The organism is Simonsiella muelleri ATCC 29453, from assembly GCF_002951835.1.
Lineage (GTDB): Bacteria > Pseudomonadota > Gammaproteobacteria > Burkholderiales > Neisseriaceae > Simonsiella > Simonsiella muelleri.
Map to the genome: position 1 here is coordinate 983808 of NZ_CP019448.1, position 24030 is coordinate 1007837.

The following is a 24030-nucleotide window of genomic DNA, read 5'->3' on the forward strand; positions in this document are numbered from 1 at the left end:
AATTTAAATTATATTAATAAAATCAAATGGTTTATTTAAGGAATTGCTCATGAACATCCCCACACCACTTGCTCCATATGATACGCAATATACAGCACCATTGCGCGAACAATTGTTTCAAATCACTGATTATTTATCTGCTGAAGAACGCGAATTTTTAGAAAAAGCTTGCGCTTATGCTTTTATTGCACACGATGGCACCACCCGAAAAAGCGGTGAACCGTATATCACTCACCCCATTTCCGTAACCATTGAATTGGCAAAATGGGGTATGGATTTGGAAACCCTTTGCGCAGGTTTGATGCACGATGTTTTGGAAGACACCGACATCACCAAAGCCGAAATGGCAACCGTATTTGGTAATACCATTGCGACAATGGTAGACGGTTTATCCAAATTGGAAAAATTGCAATTCAATAACAAAGACGAATTATTTGCCGAAAGTTTCCGTAAATTGATTCTGGCAATGACCAAAGATGTTCGCGTGATTGTCGTCAAATTATCCGATCGTTTGCATAACATGAAAACTTTGAGTGGCGTGCCAAAATTAGCCAAACGCATTTCCACATCGCGTGAAACGTTGGAAGTGTACGCGCCCATTGCTTTACGTTTGGGCATGAATAAGGTTTATCGTGAAATGCAGCAAATTGCATTTGAAAATATTTATCCTTGGCGTTATGCTGTGATTCAACGCGCTGTAGATGAATTTTGTTATGAAAATCAACAGGTCATAGACAATGCACTGAAAAAGCTTCAGGCAGCCTTAGATGCACAAAATCTCAATGCACGATTGGAATTAACCCCTATTCGTTATTACAGCATTTACAAAAAAATGAAAAAACGCAAAGTCAAATTGCAAGATGTGCATGATATTTTTCATTTGCGCGTGATTTTGCCATCGGAATTGGATTGTTATGTGGCGTTGGGTGTGGTGCATCGGGTTTACGCGCCACAAATGGGTCGCATCAAAGATTTAATCGCCGTTCCTAATGCCAATAATTACCAAAGTCTACATACCGTTTTAAAAGTACCTTATGGTAAGAAAAACATTGAGTTAGCTCTGCAAATTCGCAGCGAACAAATGAACACCATTGCTGATTATGGCATTACCGCTATTTCACCGAACAGCGAATATTCGTTGCGCACCAATCGTTGGTTACAAACGGTTTCCGATTTAAATGAAAGCAGTACCGATGCATTTGAATTTTTGGAAAATATGAAAACCGACTTGTTCCCAGCTGATGTGTATGTATTTACACCAAAAGGAGAAATCATCAATTTACCGCGTGGCGCAACCGTGATTGATTTCGCTTACAATGTTCACACCAAAATTGGTAACCATTGTATGGGCGGTAAAGTCAATGGCAAATCTATGTCATTGCGTACGCCATTACGCAGCGGCGACACGGTAGAAATCATCACATCACCATACGCACAACCCAATCAGACTTGGTTGAATTTTGTTGTAACCGCACGCGCACGCGCTGCCATTCGTCAATACATCAAAACCATTAACGAAGAAGATGCTAAAAAACAAGGTGGTAAATTATTGGCGCACACCATGCAAAGTTTGTTAGACCCGAGTGTGGCATCTTCCAATCAAGTCATGCAATTGTATTTGGAAGATTTGAAACAGCGTGGCATGAATATTGAAGAAGTACAGTATAAAATTGGTACAGGGCAAATTTTGCCCATCACCGTGGTGCATAAAATCGCAGAATTGGCAAAAAAACATTTTGGCGAACAAGCTAAATTGGGCGCGGTGCTGGTGAATCAACACGATAGTATTCGGATTAATTTGGCAAAATGTTGTCGTCCGATTAATGGTGATGCAGTCAGTGGTGTGATTGTGAGTGGTGAAGGTTTGGTGGTGCATCGGGATAATTGTCCGAAATTACTTAAAACCACGCCATTCTCAACTCTATCTAAATTAAGATATGGCAATTGAATAAAAAGGGGCATAACCCCACTCTTAAAGATACCCGTCAAGATAATCCGAAAGAGAGACAGTTATGCCCCAAGACGAATTTATCATTAAAACGTATCTAATGGTAGATGCTTTATACAATCAGCTCGTTCAAAAACCATTAAGACAAGGTGGCTTTGCACCCAAACTTTCAGATTGTGAACTGATTTGTATGGAAATTGTTGGCGAATTTCTCGGTATGGATACCGATAAAAAAATTTGGCAATATTTCAAACAACATTGGCAAAATTGGTTTCCCAATTTAGGCTCTTACCCTAATTTTGCCAAACAATGTGCCAATTTGTATTGGGTTAAACAACAAATGCATCAAAAAATCACTGCAAATTGGTGTGAGCAAACAGAGTATTATGCAGATGCCTTTCCTATTGCAGTCTGTAAATTTGCCCGAGCTAAACGCCATCAAAATTTTCGTGCATATGCGACGTTCGGTTATTGCGCTTCCAAAAAAGAGACCTATTATGGTTTTAAAGGTCATCTTTTGATTACTCGCTCAGGTATGATTAAAGCCTTTACTTTTACAGCTGCCAATGTTGATGAACGGCAGGTATTACCTGAACTTTTAGAAGGCAAAACAGGGTTTGTTGGTGCGGACAAAGGGTATTTAAGTTCTGAATTAAAAGATGAAATGAAACAAAGCCATATTAATTTACAAACACCTTATCGTAGCAATATGAAAGATGACAGAAGTCCTCAATTTCTCAAATGGCTAAAAAATAGTCGCCGTATGATTGAAACAGTTATTGGTCAATTAACAGAGAGATTTAACATGGAAATAGTTCGTACAAAAAATCTGTTTCACCAATCTAACCGTTTTATTCGGAAAATTTTATCGCATAATTTTTGCTGTTTACTGAATCAACAAATTCAACACCCAATTACTCAATTTGCTGGGTTAATTGGGTGTTGAGAATGGCGTTAAAACCAATCCAGAACAACAAATTGAAGTGGATTGGGGCAGTGTTTCAGGCAGCTTGAATGGTTATTATGAAGCATCGGTACGCGTGTTGGCACAAGACGGGCATGGTTTATTGGCGGCGTTATCGTCTGCGATTGCAGAAGTTGATGGCAATATTGCGGCAGTGGAAACCATCTCCAAAGCCGAAAATGAACATGGTTTTATTGAATTTTTGTTTGCGTTAGATGTGAAAGATTTGGCGCATTTGAAATTAATTATTCAGCATTTGCAACGTGTGGCGAATATCCGTGAAGTGGTGCGGGTGTGATGTGAATGATTTTCAGGCAGCCTGAAAAGATTATTTTGTGGATGATTTGATTGGACGTGTTGTCGTTTATTTGGAATTTGGTATGCAAAAACAAGCAAGTTTATTGGGTGGTGCGATGATTATCGCAGGTACGATTATTGGCGCAGGTATGTTGGCGAACCCTACTGCCACATCTGGGGTTTGGTTTTTGGGGTCGCTGGTGGTGCTGGTGTATACGTGGTTTTCTATGCTGACATCTGGTTTGATGATTTTGGAAGTGAACACCCATTATTCGCATGGTGCTAATTTTGACACAATGGTTAAAGATTTACTTGGGCGAGGCTGGAATGTGGTCAATGGTGTGGCGGTGGCGTTTGTGCTGTATTTGCTGACTTATGCCTATATTTTTGTCGGAGGTGATTTGACTGCACAAGCCTTAGGTGGTCAAAATTTATGGGTGGGGCAAAGTGTTTTTTTTGTGGTTTTTGCAGGCTGCGTGTGGTGGTCGGCACGTGCAGTGGATAGGTTCTCCACGGTTTTAATTGGCGGTATGGTGATTTCATTTTTGTGGGCGACGGGTGGTTTGTTGGGTTCGGCGAAGGTGCCTGTGTTGTTGGATTCGGCTGCGGCGGCGGACTCATCTTATTGGATTTATGTGGGGACGGCATTGCCTGTGTGTTTGGCATCGTTCGGTTTTCACGGGAATGTCTCCAGTCTATTGAAATATTTTCAAGGTAATGCGACTAAAGTAGCGCGTTCGTTGTGGGGGGGGACATTGATTGCGCTGATGATTTATGTGTTGTGGCAATGGGCAATTCAAGGAAATTTACCGCGTGATGCCTTTGCACCTGTGATTGAGAAAAATGGTGATGTGGCTATTTTAATTCAAGAATTATCCAAATTCATTCCGACAGGTAGCATGGCAATGGTATTGCAATTTTTCTCATATATGGCGATTGCAAGTTCATTTTTGGGGGTAACGCTGGGGTTGTTTGATTATTTGGCGGATTTATTTGGTTTTGACGACAGCCGCAAAGGTCGTAGCCAAACCGCCGCGGTCACTTTTCTGCCACCATTATTGTGTTGTTTATTGTTTCCATTGGGTTTTGTCAAGGTGATTGGTTACGTGGGTTTGGCGGCAGCGATTTGGACGGCGATTGTGCCAGCGTTGTTGTTACGTGCCAGTCGGCGCAAATTTGGCATGGGAAAAAGTTATCGTGTGTACGGTGGCACGGCGATGATTGTGTGGGTGTTTGCATTTGGGGTTGTTAATATTGGGGCGCAATTACTCAGTGAATTGGGGAAATTGCCTGTATTTAAAGGTTAAATAAATTTTTCAGGCAGCTTTTTTACATAGCCAACAAGAAATTTATCACCAAATTATTGTTAAAAAATAAATTAAGAAACAAATAATTATGTCTTATTCTTTGAAACAATTAAAATTGGAAACCGCATTCACCCAAATTCAAAAAGGCAATTATCAAGCAGCGTTTCCAACCATTCGCCAATTTGCTGAAAACGGCGATGCGGATTGTCAGTATCAACTTGGTTTTATGTACCAAACAGGTGCAGGCGTAAAGCAAGATAATGATTTAGCAGCAAAATGGTATACCAAAGCCGCCGAACAAGGTGATGTGGATTGTCAAGTGATTTTGGCAGAATGGTATGATGATAATGAACAATACGACTTGGCTGCTAAATGGTATGCGGTTGCCGCCGAACAAGGTGATGTGGACGCACAAAATAACTTGGCGCGGTTGTATGCGGAAGGCTTGGGATTTGAGCAAGATTATGATAAAGCAGAACAATATTGGCAAATGGCAGCTGTGCAAGGCGATGATGAAGCTTTGTATAATTTGGGTGTGATTCACGATGACGCGTTGGGGCGCGATCCAAATTATGAAAAAGCTGCTGATTTTTATCTTCAGGCAGCTCATTTAGGGAACGCCGATGCGATGGTAAATTTGGGGATGTTGTATCAGGAAGGTTTTGGGGTACCTGAAGATGCAGCACAGGCAAATGAATGGTTTCTTCAAGCCGCAGAATTGGGCAATGAAACTGCACAATTGAATTTAGGCATCAATTATGCGGAGGGTTTGGGAGTGATGCAAGATTTTGATTTAGCAGAAAAATGGTGGACAATTGCCGCCAAGCAAGGCAATAAAGATGCAGAAGCTGCCTTAAAAGAGTTGGCAATCATTCGTGCAGAGATGAATAAGTTTTAAGAACCTGTATTCACAGCCAAGAGCGATGTATTTTGCACCATTTGGTACGCCTGTTGCGTTGAATTTTATGCCAATTAACGCTATTGGCATAAAATTTGCCTTGCATTTGCATCAAATTGGGCAGAAATCCATTTCGCATTGACTATAAATACAGGTTCTGAGTTTTCAGTCTTTTATAACCAAATCATCTTAATTATTAATTCAAATAATCTTTTGAAAATTTAGTATATTTTGCTAATCTGCTACGCTTTATTACGCACAAAATAAGCAGGTTTTTCATGACACACACAAACACTTCATACTTGAAATTATGGCTGTTTGTATTGGCGGTGGCATTTATTCTGATGGTAACAATTGGTATGCGAATGACTTTGGGTTTATTCGTGCAACCGCTTGTAAACACAACTACTTTATCTATTGCGCAAGTTAGCTTAGCGGTTGCGATTACTCAATTGATGTGGGGCGTATCACAGCCGTTATCGGGAGCGTTGTCTGATCGTTTTGGTACGTGGACGGTATTGTGGGTAGGCACAACTATGTTAGTAATCGGTTGGTTATTGACATCATTTTTCCCAACTCAATGGGGTTTATTATTGGGCATGGGCGTATTGGTTGCATTGGGCATGGGAGCGGGCAGTTGGTCTATTTTGATGAGTTTGATTGCCAACAGGCTGCCTGAAAGAATGCGTGGTACGGCTTCTGGTGTGGCGAATGCGGGTGGTTCGTTTGGGCAATTTGTGTTTGCGCCGATGTTGCAAGGTTTGATTTCGTTGCCGGCTGTGGGGTGGAAAGGTGCGATGTGGGTGTTGGCGGCGTGGGCGATATTGATATTGCCCACAGCACGATGGCTGACACGAGGCATGACTGCACCACAAATTGTTCCATCAGTTGCACATACGTCCCATGATTCTATTAAAAAAGCAATTAAACAAGCAGTTAAAAACCGTAATTATATTTTGCTGCATTTAGGTTTTGCAACTTGTGGTTTTCATGTGGCATTTTTGGCTACGCATTTACCGACTGAAATTGCGTTATGTGGTTTGCCTGTATCTGTGGCATCGACATCTTTGGCGATTGTGGGGATTGCGAATTTGGTGGGTAGTTTAATCGTTGGCTGGTGCGTGGGGCGATGGCGTAACAAATCCATTTTGGCGACTTTATACGCGATTCGTGTTGGGTTAATTGCGGTGTATATTTTCATGCCGCGAACCGATATGAATTTTTACATTTTTGCTGCAGGTTTGGGACTAACGTGGTTGGCGACCGTACCGCCAACTGCTGCATTGACTGGCAAATTATTTGGTACGCGTTATTTGGCAACTTTATTTGGTTTGACGTTGTTATCGCATCAAATTGGTGGATTTTTGGGTGCGTATTTGGGAGGGAAGTCAATTGTGGTGTTTGGCGATTATGGTTGGATGTGGTATGCAGATTTGGGGTTAGCTGGATTGGCGGCGATTTTAAATTGGGCAATTCGTGAACCGAAAATTTAAAAATAAACTAAGAACCTGTATTCGCAGCCAAGCACAATGTCTTTTTGCACTATCTGGCACGCCTGTTGCGTTGAATTTTATGCCAATAGTAACGCTATTGGTATAAAATTTACCTTGCATTCGCACCAACTTGGACAAAAATCCATTTCGCATTGACGATAAATACAGGTTCTAAATTTATTTTATAGCCGTTTAAAATTAAAAATACTATTGCGTTGTCTGCTCCTTTGTGTACTGGATATGTACTATAGATGTATACAGTGGTCGCGGTAGCCTTGTCCTATTTTTATTTTAAACGACTATTCTATAAATTCACCCTTATGTTGAAATTTAAATTAATTCAAACATTATCAAAAATATTATATATAATATATAATAAATTATTTATATTTAACAGGTTTTAATAAACTAGCCTGACCACGCGCAGGATCAGTTTCATAGGCTGCCATGGCATCAGCAACCGTCATACCCAAAGCTTTTGCCACGCCTTCGCCATATGCTGGGTCGCAAGCGTAACAATTGCGAATATGACGATATTTAATGAAATCCAACGCATCACCCATTGCAGCGGCGGTGTTGTTGAATAAAGATTGCTTTTCTTTATCCGTCATCAAGTTAAATAAAGCGCGTGGCTGGCTGAAATAATCGTTGTCGTCTTCGCGATAGTCCCAATACGTGGCATCGCCGTTGATTTTCAAAGGTGGTTCAGCAAATTGCGCTTGCTCTTGCCATTGACCAAAACTGTTAGGTTCATAATGAATCGCGCTGCCATAATTACCATCGGCGCGACCTTGTCCGTCACGCATATTGCTATGAACAGGGCAACGTGGCGCATTCACAGGAATTTGATGATGATTAACGCCCAAACGGTAACGTTGTGCGTCTGCGTAATTAAACAAACGTGCTTGCAACATACGGTCTGGCGACACGCTAATGCCTGGAACCAAGTTGCTTGGTGCAAACGCGGATTGTTCCACATCAGCAAAAAAATTGGCAGGATTACGGTTTAATTCCATTACCCCAACTTCAATTAATGGGTAATCTTTTTTAGACCAAACTTTAGTCAAATCAAATGGATGGAAATCCACTTTCTCGGCATCGGCTTCAGGCATCACTTGAATAAATAACGTCCACTTTGGGAAATCGCCTTTTTCAATAGATTCATACAAATCACGTTGATGAGATTCGCGGTCATTGGCGATGATGGCGGCAGCTTCTTCATTGGTTAAATTTTTGATGCCTTGTTGAGTACGGAAATGGAATTTTACCCAAAAACGCTCATTTTGCGCGTTAATCAAGCTGTAAGTATGCGAACCAAAACCGTGCATATGGCGATAGCTGGCAGGAATACCGCGCTCACTCATCACAATCGTTACTTGATGAAAGGCTTCAGGCAGCAATGTCCAAAAATCCCAGTTATTGGTTGCACTGCGCATATTGGTGCGTGGGTCACGTTTTACCGCTTTATTCAAATCGGGGAATTTGCGTGGATCACGCAAGAAAAAGACGGGCGTGTTGTTACCGACTAAATCCCAGTTGCCTTGTTCCGTATAAAATTTTACTGCAAAACCACGAATATCACGTTCTGCATCAGCCGCGCCACGTTCGCCCGCAACAGTGGTAAAACGCGCAAACAATTCAGTTTCTTTGCCAATTTCGCTGAAAATAGCGGCTTTGGTGTAAGGGGTAATATCGTGTGTAACGGTAAATTTACCGAATGCGCCCGAACCTTTGGCATGCATACGACGTTCGGGAATCACTTCGCGTACAAAATTAGCCAGTTTCTCATTCAACCACAAATCTTGCGCTAAAAGTGGACCACGTGCGCCTGCGGTTAAGCTGTTTTGGTTATCCACAACGGGGGCGCCGTTATTCATGGTTAAGTGGGTTACAGGGCATTTATTATTGCTCATGGTTACTTTCCTTATTATCTTGTTGATTCATTTTTTGATTTTCTAAAATTTGTTCGTAGGCATATTCATAGCCTGTTTCTTCACACAATGGACAATTGAAATCTGTCATGATTTTCCCTCATAATTTTTAACTATTGATTTTTAATTTTTGATTGCATTTAGCAATAACGAGACTATACTTTAAATTTTAACTATTGAAAATGAATTTTTGATTTATTTTTTCTATAATAATTTTTCTATCTGATTTTAAAGAAAAAAATTATTTTATAAATTTGTTTTCAGGTCGCTCAAACAAGCCAATAAACATCCTTGCCCCATTGTTCTCAACTTTCGTCAAATGTTCAGGCAGCCTGAAAACACCAACAAATCTTGTTGTAATCAAACGACTGATTGCAAATTCCGTTAGCCAATTATGCTAAATTCCGTTAATATCATTCTCCATTTTTTAATGCTATTTAACATTTAGGAAATGTCATGTTTCAGCTGACTCAACCTCAACAAAATCCTTTGCGCCGTGCCATTGCGGCTGCTTGTCGCCGTGATGAAGCGCAAGCGGTTGCTGAAATGTTTGAACGCGGTCATTTGGCTGAAGACGAGCGCGAGCAAGCGCATTCGGGTGCATGGAAATTATCTGAAAAAATCCGCGCTAAATGGGAAAAAATGTCAGGTGCAGCAGCGTTATTGCATCAATTTGATGGCGCAGCACCCACCGCACGTCCCTTTTTGGCAGCTGTGCAAACTTTGCCAACCATGACCGATGAAGCCACCATTTTGGCTTTTTTACAAGATAAATTATCGTCAGGCGACTGGTCAGAATATTGGAAACATGGTCAATCGCGTTTGGAAAATATGGCATTATTTCGCAAAAATGTGCAAATTGATGCCAATCTTGATGTGCAAGAACAAGCCGATGTGTTGCGTCAAGCACATAAAAAAACCGAACAATTAATTGACTTGCTGGCTGAAAATTTTATTTTTGCCGAACAATTAGACGATACCACCATCAAAGCTGCACGAAAATGGGAAAAAGCTGGCTACAGCGTCAATTATCAACTTGTCTATCAAGCCGCCCACACGCAAGAAGAAGCCGAATGGCATTTTCAACAATATGTCAATGCAATCTATACCGTTGGACGTGCAAGTAAACAGGTTGAGTGGACATCGTCTCATGGTTTGACAGTGAAATTATCGGCATTGTTTCCGCGTTTTGAATACGCGCAACGTGAACGCGTGATATTAGAATTGCTGCCTAAACTGAAAAAATTATTTTTGCTGGGCTTGGAATACCACGTACCATTGTGTATTGATGCAGAAAATTCAGAACATCTTGAATTATCATTAGATATTTTAGACGCATTGGTTAACGAACCGCGTTTGGTGGATTATCAGGGAATTGGTTTTACGGTTCAAGCCCAACACAAATCCACGCCTTTGGTGTTGGATTATTTGAGTTCGTTGGCACATGGCTTACGTAAACGCTTGATGATTCGGCTCGTGGAGGGTTTAGATTGGGACGGCGAAATTGAACGCGCCCAAGTACTTGGTTTAAATGGTTATCCTATTTATACGCGTGTGGAACATATGCGAATCGCATATTTGGCATGTGCGCGTCAATTATTCAATTTGGCTGGCGCAGTGTATCCACAATTTGCCACGCAAGACGCGTACTTGGTCGCCGCCATTCACGCAATGGGCAAAACCAAATCATTTGAGTTTCAGACTGCTTTTGGTGAAGACGATGGTTTGTATGAACAAGTGGTAGGACGCAAAAAATGGGGGCGGGCGTGTCGTATTAACGTGCCAATTGGCAAACGAACCATGTGGTTACCGCATATTGTGGCACGGTTGCGCGATTATGGAACAGCTGGACGATTTGTGCATGATTTGGCAAATGATAAAATTCCATTAACAGAATTAATACGTTGTCCGCTTGATTTCGCCATAGAAACACAAGGTGCGCCGAATCCTGAAGTGGATTTACCACGTTATTTATTTTTGCAACATGGCTGGCTGAATTCAATTGGTTTGGATTTGAATGACCCATTGGTGTTGGCACGTTTGCAAGAACGCATGAATATTGCACAAGAACACGGTTTTCAGGCAGCCTCTCTTTTGGCAATGAATACACCGAGTGAAGAATCACATTTTGTGCAAAACCCTGCTGATTATAGCGATGTGGTCGGTGCGGTGGCGTTTACCAATCGCCGATTTGTGCATAATACCGTCAGTGCCGCCAAAGCAGTGGAAACACGCTGGCAATCGGTGCTGCCTGAAAAACGCGCCGAACGTTTGTATGCTTATGCTGATGCATTGGAATTGGCATTACCTGAATTTGTGGCGTTGATTGTGCGTGAAACAGGGAAAACGTTGCCTGCGGCGGTATCGGAAGTGCGTCAAACAGTGGATTTTTGTCGTTATTATGCGCGACAATCGGAAACGGTTTGCGTGGCACGAGACCCTTTAGGAACGGTGGTGATATTGGGTTCGTGGGATTCGCCGTTAGCTGGTGTGGTGGGGCAAGCCGTAGCGGCTTTGGCGGTAGGCAATATTGTGATTGTCAAACCTGCTGAACAAGCATCTTTGACAGCGTATCAGGCATTTAAATTGCTACATAAAACAGGGATTCCGTGCCCAGCCGCGCAATTATTATTGGGTGCGGGCGATGTCGGACATGAATTGGTGTGCGACAAACGCATCAACGCCGTTTTATTCACAGGCAAAACCGAAACCGCCAAATTAATCAATCATACTTTGGCACAACGATTGGATTTACCCCTACTCAACACCAGCACAGGCGGACTAAATGCGCTGATTGCTGATAACAGTGTGCTGCCTGAAAAATTGTGCGCAGATATTATTCAGGCTGCCTTTTTGAATCAAGGCCCGATGGGCAATGGTTTGCGGATTGTGTGTGTGCCACATGAAATCGCTGAAACGGTGATTCATCGTTTGCAAAGTTTGATGGACGAGCTGGTTGTGGGCAATCCAATGAACATTGCCACTGATGTTGGTGCAATTATTGATGACACAACTTATGAACAAGCTTGTATTTATATTCAAAAAATTGCGACTGTGGCACAGTTTTGCCATCAATCCAAGCTGCCTGAAAACCACAATGGCTTATTGATTCCGCCCACATTGATTGAACTAAACAGTTTGGAACACATTCAACCCGATGCACCGATTTTGCATTTATACCGCTACCGTAGCGAAGATTTAGGGCGCATGATTGACCAAATTAATGGCAAAGGTTATGCCTTAAGTTTTGCGATTCACAGTCAAATCCGCGACGTGGCAGATTATGCCGCCAACCGCATGGAAACAGGCAGCGTGTTCATTAACAGCAGCATTCACGCGCCAGTAGCAGGCAGCCGCAGTTTTGGCGGACACGGATTTTCAGGTACGGGCGCACAAATTGGCGGACATTTTTACGCACAAAGTTTATGTGAAGGCAATTGGCGCATTCCACATTTGAATGTGGACGCAATCGCCAATGAAAAATCGGTACAAACCATAGAAAATCTCATCGCACAATGTCATTTTGAACACGATGCGCGGGTACGATTGGCAGGGCAAGCGGCGCAAGTTCGGCTACACACTTTACGACTGGCACAAGCAAATTTACCAGCGTGTCGCGGTTATCTGCACAAATTAACTTGGCGAAGCCCACGTCATGTGTGGATTTATGGGGGTTCATTGGAAACGGCGTTAGCGGCTTTATTGGCGATGGCAGCAGCTGGTATTTACGCGGTGGTGCATCGTGACCATTTACTGGCGGGCTTTCAGGAACAATTGAGCAATGTGATGCGCGTATCGGACAATCCACAGCAACAACCATTTGTGAGTCATATGGTGGCATTAGATTTACCGATGCCCGACATCAAAACGGCATTAGCAGCGCGAAACGGTTCAATTGTCCGCATCATTGATGCGCGACGTGGTTTGGACGTGGTTCGTTTGTTTGACGAAGTGGGTTGGTACGAACAAATTATTTGATGTTATTTCAATTAGTTTAATTTTCATTATCTTTATAATAGATAGGAAGTGGTTTCATGTCGCACGTTTTTGTTATTCAAAATCCCAATCTTGCCAATATCCATATTCCTGAAACACAACAATTTTTCAGGCTGCCTGAAAAATTATCAGGTAAATTTATTCGCGTACCTGTGGCGGCGGATTTCAGGCTGCCTGAACATTTGGCGTTAGAACTCAACCAAGCACAATGCGATTTTGCGTTGTTGCCAGACATTGCATTTGACCAAATCAAACTCATCGTGAGCGACATGGACAGTACACTGATTACCATTGAATGTATTGATGAAATCGCCGCGCAAGCTGGACTAAAAGACCAAGTGTCCGCCATTACCGAACGTGCGATGCGTGGCGAGTTGGATTTTGAACAATCTTTGCGCAGTCGTGTGGCGTTACTGGCGGGGCTACCTGAAAGCGTATTGCAAAAAGTATACGACACTGCATTACAACTCACTGATGGCGCAGAATTTTTATTGCAACAATGCCATAAACATGGTGTAACTTTTGTGCTGGTGTCGGGGGGATTCACATTCTTCACGGATAAATTGAAAACACGTTTGGGTTTTGAACACGCATTTGCCAATGTATTTGAAGTAGAAAAGGGTGTTCTGACGGGACGTGTATTGGGGCGTGTGATTGATGCACAAGCTAAAGCCGATATTTTAAATGAATTTAAACAAAAACTAGGTGGCTACACGGTAGCGATTGGCGATGGTGCAAACGATATTCCGATGATTCAAGCTGCCGATTTTGGTATGGCTTTTCATGCCAAACCCAAAACACAGGCAGCCGCTAAATTAACAATTAATTATAATGGATTAGATGCGCTATGCAATTGGTTTCAAGTTTGAGCCCATTATTTTAACGACCAAATATTCACAAAATAGCGATATAAATCATCGGCACGTTTGGTAATGGCATCTTCATTCCAATCCGCAAAACTCAAATACGGTGTCAACGTTTCCAAGCCTGTGGCGTACTGAATCAAGCCGCTGCTGCGTTTGTTTCCTGTTTTTTTGTTGGTCCAATCGGCATTACTGATGCTGTTATTAAGTGATTGAGGAATGATGGTTAAATTGCCCAATGTGGGGATTTTTTTGTCGCGTTGTTCGGCGGTGTAATGACTTAATACCCAATTTTTTTGCCATTTTTTAGGCATCAAATGCTCCAAACTGTACTTTTGAAAACTCAATAATTGCGTAGCTTGATAATTTTCATGGCGAATTTTGCTTTCTAATAAATACAAAATACCTTTGGCTTGCAAATTAGTCAGTGCGTGATGATGAATGGCGTGTTTCACATCTTCATCACTTGGAATGGCGTTCACGCTGTCATCTTGCGCTTGCAGATACGCGATAAATTGCGACCGAGACAAAATTTTATTGACAATCATTCGGAAAAACAAAGCATTATAATGACTGGTTGAAGAGCGCGTTATCATACGCCGCATCATGTAGGCTTCAATTGCACCAAACAACTCATTGCGCTGCTGCATATCGGTAACGTGTTTCAAAATATACATCACATAAGGAATTAAAGTTGATGATTTTAAACCAAAAATAATGGTATTCAATCGCCTAATATCATTTTCTTGAGGAATGACTTGGGCATTGGTGAAATCAAAATTTTGTCGGAACAAACTGGCATATTCATGAATTTCTTCAAAAATAATGGTTTTATCCAATTTGTAGATTTCAATCAATTTTTTATATGAATTGAACACACTCCCCATGCGGCTGAATGCCGTTTTATCTGCAGATGATATTTTTAAATCAGGGTCTTGGATTTTGATTTGCAAATAGGAATAGAAAAAAATGTCAATAATGGCGCGACTGGCATTGATGACGGTAAATTCATAATCCCAAAATCGGGTTTGGCTTTCGCCTTCAAACACCGATTGCCAATATTTTTGAAATTTGCCTACATCTTCTTTGCGATCAAAAAAGAAATTTTTCAGCAATTCAGCAGTAGTCAAACGCACACTCAATGAATTGATGGTGTCAAAAATTTGTTGTTCATCATCACTATCACCCAAATCTATGCCCACAAACATGATGTTATTTTTGATGGCTTGTTCATCAATTTTATCTAACTCAATGTTTTTACGAAAATACTCGTATACTGCAAAAATATTATTGGCACTGGCATCTAATTCCTGTTCTTCGGTAAAGCTCAGCACTTTTTCAAAGGCTCGTATGTCATTGTAATTGTGTTGCAACGCTAAACTTTTGGTTGCATTATCCAAACGAAACAAACGGTCAAAACTTTCATTACGATTTAATTTTAAATACAATACCTTAAAGAAAATATTAAGTGTGGTAAAGCGTTGTTGTCCATCAATTAGCGTACGAATGTCGCCATCGCCGTTGCCACTACCGTTGTTTTGCATTTGTTTGAGAATGACCGAACCAAGAAAATAAGTGCGTTTTTCTTCGCTGACCATTTCCATATCGGCGAGAAATCGCTCCCATTGCTCTTCTTTCCAAACGTAGGAACGTTGAAAAAAAGGTATGAAAATCGTTCGGTTACCATTAAATAAATCGTTAATGAGACGTTTACCTGCGTCCATAATATTCCTTAATATTTTATCAATAAGTTTTCAGGCTGCCTGAAAAAATAAATTTAATTAGAAGATTGATTTTTTTGTGCTAACTTTTTGGCTTCACGAGTTGCTTTCAATTCGGCTTCACGGCGGCGAGCGACTTTAAGCCATTCTTCCCATTGGCGTGGCGTTTCCAGCGTGATGCGTCCGATTGCACCTTCACGGAAATCGGTCAGCACATTTTCTGCGGCTTTTTGGTAATTCACGCGTCCGCCGCCAAGCAATGCGCCACGTTTTTTGGCAATCCACTCCAACCACGCCACATCGTCCCAATGACTCGACGGGTCTTTGTCTGCTGCATAACGCATTTGCAGCAACAATAAATAATGGCGACGCAAATAATCCAACAACACCAACGCCACTTCTTCTTCATCCAACGCATTGCGTCCGACTGCACCTGATGCGGCAAGATTGTAACCTGATTCCTCTACAATAATTTTCGGCCACAACATACCAGGGGTATCGTATAACCAAAAATCGTCTGCCAAAAATAAGCGTTGTTCGGCTTTGGTGATACCAGGTTCGTTGCCTGTTTTGGCGGATTTTTTGCCAATCATACCATTGATTAATGTGGATTTACCGACATTGGGGATACCACAAATCAACACACGCAAGGGTTTATCAATGCCTTTTCGGTTGGGAACAAGTGCGCGACAAGCTGCGGTAATTTTGGCGGTGGCGGATTTTTCGGAGCTGTCCAATGCAATGGCGTTGGTTTGTTCTTGGCTGTTGTAGTGCGCTAACCAAATGGCGGTACGTTCTGAATCAGCAAGGTCTTGCTTATTAAGAATTTTTAATTTTGGTTTACCTCTAGAAAGCTGCGCGAGCAACGGGTTTTCGCTGGACGCTGGCAAACGCGCATCAAGCATTTCAATCACCATATCCACGCTTTTGACTCGTTCGGCAATGGCTTTTTTTGCTTTGTTCATGTGTCCGGGAAACCATTGAATGGCCATAATATTCTTTCTATTGAATCAATTAATAAATAAAGGAAAATAAGTTTTCAGGCAGCCTGAAAATAATGGCGCAATTATAGACGATGCTATTTGATTTTCCTATATTTTTGCCAAGAAAAGCATTTTCAGGCTGCCTGAAATATTGTATGCTTATTCATTTAGAATATTCGCTGTGTTTTCTCACAAAAGGACTCCCATGAACCCCATTACCATGAGTACAGAAGAAGTTTTATCCTATCGCGACCGCACGGTTTTATGTTTAACCAAGCAATTGGATTTACTCAAAAATATTGAAGAATTAGGTTTGATTCGTCCCACCACTGGCGATAAAAATGAAGACGGCTTACTCACTCGCGAAGAATTGCCCGAACGCCGCGCCATTGTGGAGGGCGAAATTTTAAAATTACAAAAATTTGATGTGGTACTTGCCGTTGTCGGTACAATGAAAGCAGGTAAATCCACCACCATCAACGCCATTGTTGGGCGCGAAATTTTGCCCAACCGCAACCGCCCCATGACTGCATTGCCGACTCAAATCATTCATGTACAAGGTAAAACCACGCCAACACTCAAATTCCATAATCCCGCCGTGCAAGCCTTTTCAGGCAGCCTGAAAGATAAATTGGCACAAAATCCCGATTGGCTCAAACACCCTGATTTGCAAGAAGTGAATATTCAAGAACTCATCACTCAAATTCAATCAGGCTGGCAATTTGATGCCGAATATGTCGGTGAAGATGCCATTTTTGACTTTTTGCGTAGCCTGAATGATTTGGTGCGTTTAGCGGAAATTATCCACAATAAATTAGACGAGTCGATTTCATTCCCTTATCAAGAATGCAAAAATATCAATCAGCTGCCAGTCATAGAAGTGGAATTTTTCCATTTGAAAGACAAAGACGCATCACAAGGTAATTTAATTCTATTGGACACACCAGGCCCCAATGAAGCAGGACAAAATTATGCTTTACGCAAAATGTTGGACGAACAATTGAATCGCAGTTCTGCTGTGCTACTGGTATTGGATTACACACAATTGAAATCCGAAGCCAGCGACAGCGTCAAACAACAATTGCTTGCCATGCCAACACTGGCGCAGGATCGCTTGTTTGCGTTGGTGAATCGCTACGATGCGCGTGATGCAAATTCCGATGATGCAGAAACCGTTAAGGATTTGGTTTTCCACGATTTTTTAAAAGACAAAGTATTACGTGAACACATTTTCCCTGTGTCGGCGCGTCATGCGTATTTGTCTAATCGCATGCTGCAAACGCTGGCAAGCAATTCAGAAAAACCTGATTTTATTGAAGAAAGTTGGGTGGAAGATTTCGCCAAAATGGCATTGGGCGTAAGCGATGCAGAAGATTGGGACGATGAAAGTTTAGACAAAATCACCAAACGCGCCCAAAAACGCTTAGACGAAAGCCTGATGCTGGAACCCATTGAACGCGCCATTGCTCAAACTCATCAAACTGCACCTGTGGTGGCAATTCAATCGGCGTTGGCGAATGTGGGGGATTTGGTGCAACGTTTGAATGCGGTGTGTGAATTCAGCATGGCAATCGCCAAAAACGAAACAGATTCACAACATATTGATTTACAAAGATTATTAATTAGCTTGCAGGCATATTCAGGCAGCCTGAAAAATTTGGAACATCGTTTCCAAGAATGCTTGATGGATTTGAGTGAAAAAAGCATGGAACACGCTCAAAAACAAGTTGCCGAATTGGAAAAAAATATTGTTCAAGAAGTAGATAGGACTTTTGGCAAAATCGTCAGCGATGCCCAACAATCCATTGACGAAAACAGCCAATACGTCAAAGTACGCGATTACCTCCGCAAAATGACCACCCAAGAAGAATTGAAAAAACAACAAATGGAACGCATTCGCGCCGAACAATTGTTGCACGAAACCAAAGATGGTAAATTGGTTTTCACCAGCCAAGAACAACGCGACGATTTCTTAAAATGCTGCCAGCAAATTATTTCTCAATTAAATCAAACTGCTTATATGGCTGCCAATGAAATCATCAGTGACAGCTTAAAATTAGCATATTTTGAACTAACCAAAATTGAAAAAGAAATTTGTGACATCGTCCGTGAAGTTCAGGCAGCCTTCCATCAAAATGACGTGAAAATTGAATTATCTATCCCCAGCATGAACGATTCCATGAAACACCACATCACGCCCGAAGATTACACTTACGAGCGCAACATGCGTTACGAAGAAAAAACCGAAGTCCGTGAAAAAGACGGTGCATTAGCGTGGGTTGCACGAAAAATTTGGCGTGGCGGCAAATTGGAAGTGAAATTGGATTATTGGACGGACGATAAAGAAAAATTACGCGCTAATATTATTTATAATATTCAAATGAATATCTTGAAAAAAGTGAAAAATGCGGTTGAAGCGCAATTTGTTGAAATTGAGGAAGAATATGTCAAAGGCAATTTGCGTACCATCACGCAAATCACACAACAAATGAAAAATCAATTAAAACAATCTTTTGAATTCAATCAACGAAACGCCGCCAATATTGATGCGATTCGTGAACAAATTCGCCAAATTAATTTACAAAACAATGAGGTACGGACAGATTTAATGCAAATCCAAGAGCAATTCCAGTAAACCATTAGGGAAAATTGACAATTCGTTTGTATTATTTTTAATTTTCAAATTAAAAATAATGAATTAGCAATTATCTCAGGCAGCCTGAAGATGTGATAAACCTATTTTCAGGCTGCCTTTAGTTTAAAAAATATAAATTATATGAATAACATAGCTCAAAATTTATACACCGCTAAATGGCAAATTATGGAACGCTATTTGGCAAATCATCGTCCATGGCAATATTTGCGTGACCACACACACGCAGTGGATTTGGCGATTGACGCATTGTGGAACAAGATTTTTGGCACCAATTCGCCACTGGCTTTACTGGCGACTGGCGGTTATGGACGGCAGGAATTGTATCCGCATTCAGACGTGGATTTAGCGATTGTGTCCACAGATGAATTAACAGAAAATCAAAAAAATCAAATTATTATATTCACGCAACAATTATGGAATTTGTCACTTTCCCCCGCCATCAAATCAGGCAGCCTCAAACAATTGTGCGATAGCGCACAAACCGATTTAACCGCCGATACCGCATTTTTAGAATCGCGTTATTTAGCAGGCAGCCTGAAAAAAGCACAGGATTTTCAGGCTGCTATCCACATTCAGCGCGACAATTTGTCATTTATTGAAGGCAAATTGCTGGAAATGCAGCAACGCCATGCCAAACAACCCGCACTCATGTTAGAGCCAAATATTAAAAATGGTGCAGGCGGTTTGCGCGATATTCATACAATGATGTGGTTAGCAAAAATCCAAAATCTAAATTCGCATTTTGAACAACTCAAAAAAGATAAAATCATCAACCAGATAGAATCCAATTTACTGCGTAACAGCCATCGGGTGTTGGCGCAAATTCGCATTGAATTACACTTGGCGGCCGGACGCGAAGAAAACCGCCTGATTTTTGATTTGCAAAATACAGTCGCCGCTAATTTGGGTTATGGCGATAATGCCCAACAAGCGATGGAGCAATTAATGCGCCAATTCTATCGCGCCAGTAAAAACATTCTACAATTAAATCAAATTATTATCCCAATGTTACGAGGTCGGATTTATGCGTATTATCCGCGCATTACCCACGAAATCAACGAATATTATTACCATATTAACCATCAAATTGCCGCCAAAAACAAACAAATTTTCACCCAAAAGCCTGAACACATTTTTGGTATCGTCCAAGAATTGCAACGCCACAACGATTTGCACAGCATCGCACCACAAACTTTACGCGCTTGGTGGAACGCCGTACAAAATCTCAATGACGATTTTTACAATAATGAAACGCATAGAATACAATTTTTACAATTTTTTCAAATAGGTACAGGCATAACGCATACCATGCGTTTGTTGAATTTGTATGGCGTGTTGGCAAAATATCTACCTGATTGGGACAAGATTGTCGGTTTGTTACAGCATGATTTGTTTCACATTTATCCTGTAGATGACCATATTTTGATGGTTTTACGCAATATTCGCCGTTTGGCGATTGACACACATAGCCATGAATTTCCATTTGCCAGTAGTTTGATGCAAGGTTTTGATAAAAAATATGTTTTATATTTAGCCACAATTTTTCACGACATTGCCAAAGGTCGTAACGGCGACCACGCCAAATTGGGGGTTGCCGATGCCAAACGCTTCGCCGCCGACCACAAATTACCTGAAAATGATGCCGAATTATTGGCATGGCTGGTGGAATATCATTTGCTGTTTTCAGTAGTGGCTCAAAAACAAGATATTCATGACCCTGAAGTCATTGAAAAATTTTGCCAATTTGTTGATTCAACTGAAAAATTAGTGGCATTGTATTTGTTGACGGTTGCCGATATTCGTGGCACCAATCCACAAATTTGGAATACTTGGAAAGCACAATTATTGGAAACTTTGTTTCAGGCTGCCTCGCGCTATTTGGCTGGCGAACACGCACCCAATCGCCAACATATTGCATTAAATCGCCAAAAGCAATCATTTGAATTATTAAAACAAAATTTTTCCAAATCGCAAATCCATCAGTTGTGGCAAGCCCTAGGTGAAGCCTATTTTGTTTATTACGATGATGATGAAGTGGCGTGGCAGTTGCCTGAAATACTTGAAAATCTAAATGATAGCCACGTCCAAATTCGCGCCAAAGCCGACCATTTACATATCATGGTTTATATGCCAAACAGTGAACGGCTGTTCACGCGTATTTGTCGTGTGATTAGCCAACAGGGTTTGGATATTTTGGCGGCAAAAGCAATGATTACGGCACATGATTTTGTTTTAGATGAATTTGTGGTGCAATTGCCCGATTATTGCTCAAGCGATGATTGTGTCAATATTAAGCATAGATTATTGAAAAAATTGATAGAATTTACGCAAGGTAAACAAGATATTCGCAGTTACACCACCAAACCCAGTCGCCGTGCGCGTCATCAACCTATTGCGCCACGTGTGTCATTGAACCCCGATACCGAACGTAACCATTGGTATTCATTAGATATTATTGCGATTAACCGTCCCGCTCTTTTAGCAGACATCACCGAAGTCTTCGCCAAACATCAAGTGCGTTTGTATCACGCCAAAATCGCAACATTGGCAGACCGAGTGGAGGACACATTTGTCATTTATTGTGAAAATTTAGATAACCCAAACAAAGAATTGGTGTTTAAACGCGATTTATTGGCAATGGTGAATTTGTGATTTTTCAGGCAGCCTGAAAACTGTTTTTTAATCCAACCAAAATTAAGAATCTGAGTTCATGAATCTTAAATAGCTTGCTTTTATCGCTACTTCATACGCCTACTGTGTTGGCTTAAAAATTACCTTGTATTCGTACAATCTGACAATCACAGATTCCAAAGAGCGGACAAAACCTCATCCGCTCTTTTTTTATTTATTCTAATTAATTAGCCGAATCGTACAAGCGTTGAACTTCGTCCCAATTCACAACATTCCAAAATGTTTTAATATATTCTGGGCGGCGATTTTGGAATTTCAAATAATACGCGTGTTCCCACACATCTAAAGTCAACAATGGTGTGCCAGAACAACCAGCAATCTCTTTACCCATCACAGGGCTGTCCTGATTTGGCGTAGAAACGATTGCCAACTTACCATTTTCTACCACCAACCATGCCCAACCCGAAGCAAAACGAGTTTGCGCAGCTTTTTCGAATGCCTCTTTGAACGCATCAACGCTACCGAAATCGCGTTCAATGGCTTCTTTCAGGCTGCCTTTTAATTCAGTACCTGTTTTTAACAAAGTCCAGAAAAATGAGTGATTTGCATGACCACCAATGTTATTACGCGCGGGCATTTGTTTGTCAGCGGGCAACTCACCGATGCGCTTCATCATTTCTTCTACAGGCAAATCTTGGAATTCCGCAGGTAAAGTTTCGCGTACACCATTGGCATTATTCACATAAGTTTGATGATGTTTGCTGTGATGAATTTCCAAAGTTTGTGCGTCAAAATGCGGTTCTAATGCATTATAAGCATAACCGAGTTCAGGTAATGTGTAAGCCATGTTAGTATCCTTGTTATGTCTTGGTTTGTGTGAAAGAGTTTATGATAACGGTAGTTTTTTAATCGTGCAAGTGAGTAATTAAATGTAATTTTTTATTTGAATTTGATAAATTGAGCTAAAAAATATATGCTTTTTAGGCTAATTTAGTTTGGTTGTGATTAAAAAATAGGTTTATAATGCGGACTTAATTGAATTTTATTACATAAAATTACACGACAATCAAATTCTAGGAGATTTTTATGGCACTCGTATCCATGCGCCAATTATTAGACCACGCAGCAGAAAATAGTTATGGTTTACCTGCTTTTAATGTCAATAACTTAGAACAAATGCGCGCCATTATGGAAGCCGCCAATCAAGTCAATGCACCCGTCATTGTACAAGCGTCAGCAGGTGCGCGAAAATATGCAGGTGCGCCGTTTTTACGTCATTTGATTTTGGCAGCAGTGGAAGAATTTCCGCATATTCCCGTTGTGATGCACCAAGACCATGGCGCATCGCCTGATGTTTGCCAACGTTCTATCCAGTTGGGATTTAGTTCTGTGATGATGGACGGCTCATTGATGGAAGATGGCAAAACACCATCAAGCTATGAATACAATGTGGCTGCAACACGAAAAGTCGTTGAATTTTCACATGCTTGTGGCGTTTCGGTTGAGGGCGAAATTGGCGTGTTGGGCAATTTGGAAACAGGCGAAGCAGGTGAAGAAGATGGGGTTGGCGCGGTAGGCAAATTAAACCATGACCAAATGCTTACCAGTGTAGAAGATGCGCGTCGTTTCGTGCAGGATACAGGTGTGGATGCGTTGGCGATTGCAATTGGGACAAGCCATGGCGCGTATAAATTCACACGTCCGCCTACAGGAGAAGTGTTACGCATTGACCGCATTAAGGAAATTCACGCAGCTTTGCCCAATACGCATATTGTGATGCACGGTTCTAGTTCTGTGCCACAAGAATGGCTGAAAATCATCAATGACAACGGCGGCAATATTGGCGAAACTTATGGCGTACCAGTAGAAGAAATTGTGGAAGGCATCAAACATGGCGTAAGAAAAGTCAATATTGATACAGACTTACGCCTTGCTAGCACAGGCGCAATTCGTCAGTTTATGACTGAAAATCCAGCCGAATTTGATCCACGCAAATATTTAGCCAAAACCGTTGAAGCAATGAAACAAATTTGCATTGATCGTTATTTGGCATTTGGTTGCGAAGGTCAAGCCGACAAAATTAAACCCATTTCATTGGAAAAAATGGCAACGCGCTATTCAAAAGGCGAATTAAATCAAATTATTAAATAAATTAAATAAAAATCTAGTCCTGTTTTCAGGCTGCCTGAATCATACTGTTTGTATTTTCAGGCAGCCTGAAAAGATTTTTTATCATACTCAAAAACAGTTCAAATCTATTTAAACAATATTATTTCAGTAAAATTCATATTTCAGACATAAAATATTAAATTTTCCAAATTTTAACTCAAAAAATAGATTTT

The 24030-nt window shown here is 41.1% G+C and carries 15 protein-coding genes; 11 read left to right on the forward strand and 4 right to left on the reverse strand.

Annotated elements, in window-relative coordinates:
* Positions 1 to 49 precede the first annotated feature (49 nt).
* From BWP33_RS04795 to BWP33_RS04820, 6 genes are all read left to right on the forward strand, one after another.
* A complete protein-coding gene (locus BWP33_RS04795; protein ID WP_002641691.1) occupies positions 50 to 1948 on the forward strand; it encodes a RelA/SpoT family protein in 1899 nt (632 codons plus the stop codon).
* A 64-nt stretch (positions 1949 to 2012) separates the two neighbouring features.
* The gene (locus BWP33_RS04800; RefSeq protein WP_104930280.1) at positions 2013 to 2894 is read left to right on the forward strand and encodes an IS982 family transposase; all 882 of its coding nucleotides are present in this window, start codon (positions 2013 to 2015) and stop codon (positions 2892 to 2894) included.
* On the forward strand, positions 2884 to 3210 hold the full coding sequence (locus tag BWP33_RS04805; protein WP_002641690.1) for an ACT domain-containing protein: 327 nt from the start codon (positions 2884 to 2886) through the stop codon (positions 3208 to 3210). The genes BWP33_RS04800 and BWP33_RS04805 overlap by 11 nt, the downstream gene beginning before the upstream one ends.
* Before the next feature lie 82 nt (positions 3211 to 3292).
* Positions 3293 to 4516 (forward strand): aromatic amino acid transporter, encoded by a 1224-nt coding sequence (locus BWP33_RS04810; protein WP_002641689.1) that lies wholly within the window; start codon positions 3293 to 3295, stop codon positions 4514 to 4516.
* Between the two features lie 88 nt (positions 4517 to 4604).
* Positions 4605 to 5414 (forward strand): tetratricopeptide repeat protein, encoded by an 810-nt coding sequence (locus BWP33_RS04815; RefSeq protein WP_002641688.1) that lies wholly within the window; start codon positions 4605 to 4607, stop codon positions 5412 to 5414.
* Positions 5415 to 5692: 278 nt separating this feature from the next.
* Positions 5693 to 6907 carry an MFS transporter gene (locus tag BWP33_RS04820; RefSeq protein WP_002641687.1) on the forward strand — a complete coding sequence of 405 codons (1215 nt, stop codon included), beginning with the start codon at positions 5693 to 5695 and terminating at the stop codon, positions 6905 to 6907.
* Between the two features lie 380 nt (positions 6908 to 7287).
* Here BWP33_RS04820 and BWP33_RS04825 read toward each other — a convergent pair whose 3' ends face one another.
* A complete protein-coding gene (locus BWP33_RS04825) occupies positions 7288 to 8820 on the reverse strand; it encodes a catalase (protein ID WP_002641686.1) in 1533 nt (510 codons plus the stop codon).
* A gap of 474 nt (positions 8821 to 9294) precedes the next feature.
* Between BWP33_RS04825 and putA the strand changes: the two genes are divergently transcribed.
* Both putA and serB read left to right on the forward strand, forming a co-directional pair.
* A complete protein-coding gene (gene putA / locus BWP33_RS04830; RefSeq protein ID WP_002641684.1) occupies positions 9295 to 12816 on the forward strand; it encodes a bifunctional proline dehydrogenase/L-glutamate gamma-semialdehyde dehydrogenase PutA in 3522 nt (1173 codons plus the stop codon).
* A gap of 56 nt (positions 12817 to 12872) precedes the next feature.
* On the forward strand, positions 12873 to 13703 hold the full coding sequence (gene serB, locus BWP33_RS04835; protein WP_002641683.1) for a phosphoserine phosphatase SerB: 831 nt from the start codon (positions 12873 to 12875) through the stop codon (positions 13701 to 13703).
* Between the two features lie 5 nt (positions 13704 to 13708).
* Here serB and BWP33_RS04840 read toward each other — a convergent pair whose 3' ends face one another.
* Together BWP33_RS04840 and ylqF are read right to left on the reverse strand one after the other, a co-directional pair.
* A complete protein-coding gene (locus BWP33_RS04840) occupies positions 13709 to 15421 on the reverse strand; it encodes a DUF262 domain-containing protein (RefSeq protein WP_002641682.1) in 1713 nt (570 codons plus the stop codon).
* Positions 15422 to 15474: 53 nt separating this feature from the next.
* Entirely contained in the window at positions 15475 to 16410 is a 936-nt protein-coding gene (ylqF, locus tag BWP33_RS04845) for a ribosome biogenesis GTPase YlqF (RefSeq protein ID WP_002641681.1), read from the reverse strand.
* A 196-nt stretch (positions 16411 to 16606) separates the two neighbouring features.
* Between ylqF and BWP33_RS04850 the strand changes: the two genes are divergently transcribed.
* Positions 16607 to 19036 (forward strand): dynamin family protein, encoded by a 2430-nt coding sequence (locus BWP33_RS04850; RefSeq protein ID WP_002641680.1) that lies wholly within the window; start codon positions 16607 to 16609, stop codon positions 19034 to 19036.
* Between the two features lie 141 nt (positions 19037 to 19177).
* A complete protein-coding gene (gene glnD / locus BWP33_RS04855) occupies positions 19178 to 21709 on the forward strand; it encodes a [protein-PII] uridylyltransferase (protein WP_002641679.1) in 2532 nt (843 codons plus the stop codon).
* Between the two features lie 202 nt (positions 21710 to 21911).
* On the opposite strand, the gene BWP33_RS04860 is transcribed toward glnD, so the two are convergent.
* The gene (locus tag BWP33_RS04860; RefSeq protein WP_002641678.1) at positions 21912 to 22535 is read right to left on the reverse strand and encodes a Fe-Mn family superoxide dismutase; all 624 of its coding nucleotides are present in this window, start codon (positions 22533 to 22535) and stop codon (positions 21912 to 21914) included.
* Between the two features lie 239 nt (positions 22536 to 22774).
* Here BWP33_RS04860 and fba point away from each other — a divergent pair, with 239 nt between their 5' ends.
* Positions 22775 to 23839: a class II fructose-bisphosphate aldolase gene (gene fba / locus BWP33_RS04865; protein WP_002641677.1), complete on the forward strand. Its 1065-nt coding sequence runs from the start codon at positions 22775 to 22777 to the stop codon at positions 23837 to 23839.
* The last annotated feature ends 191 nt before the right edge of the window (positions 23840 to 24030 follow it).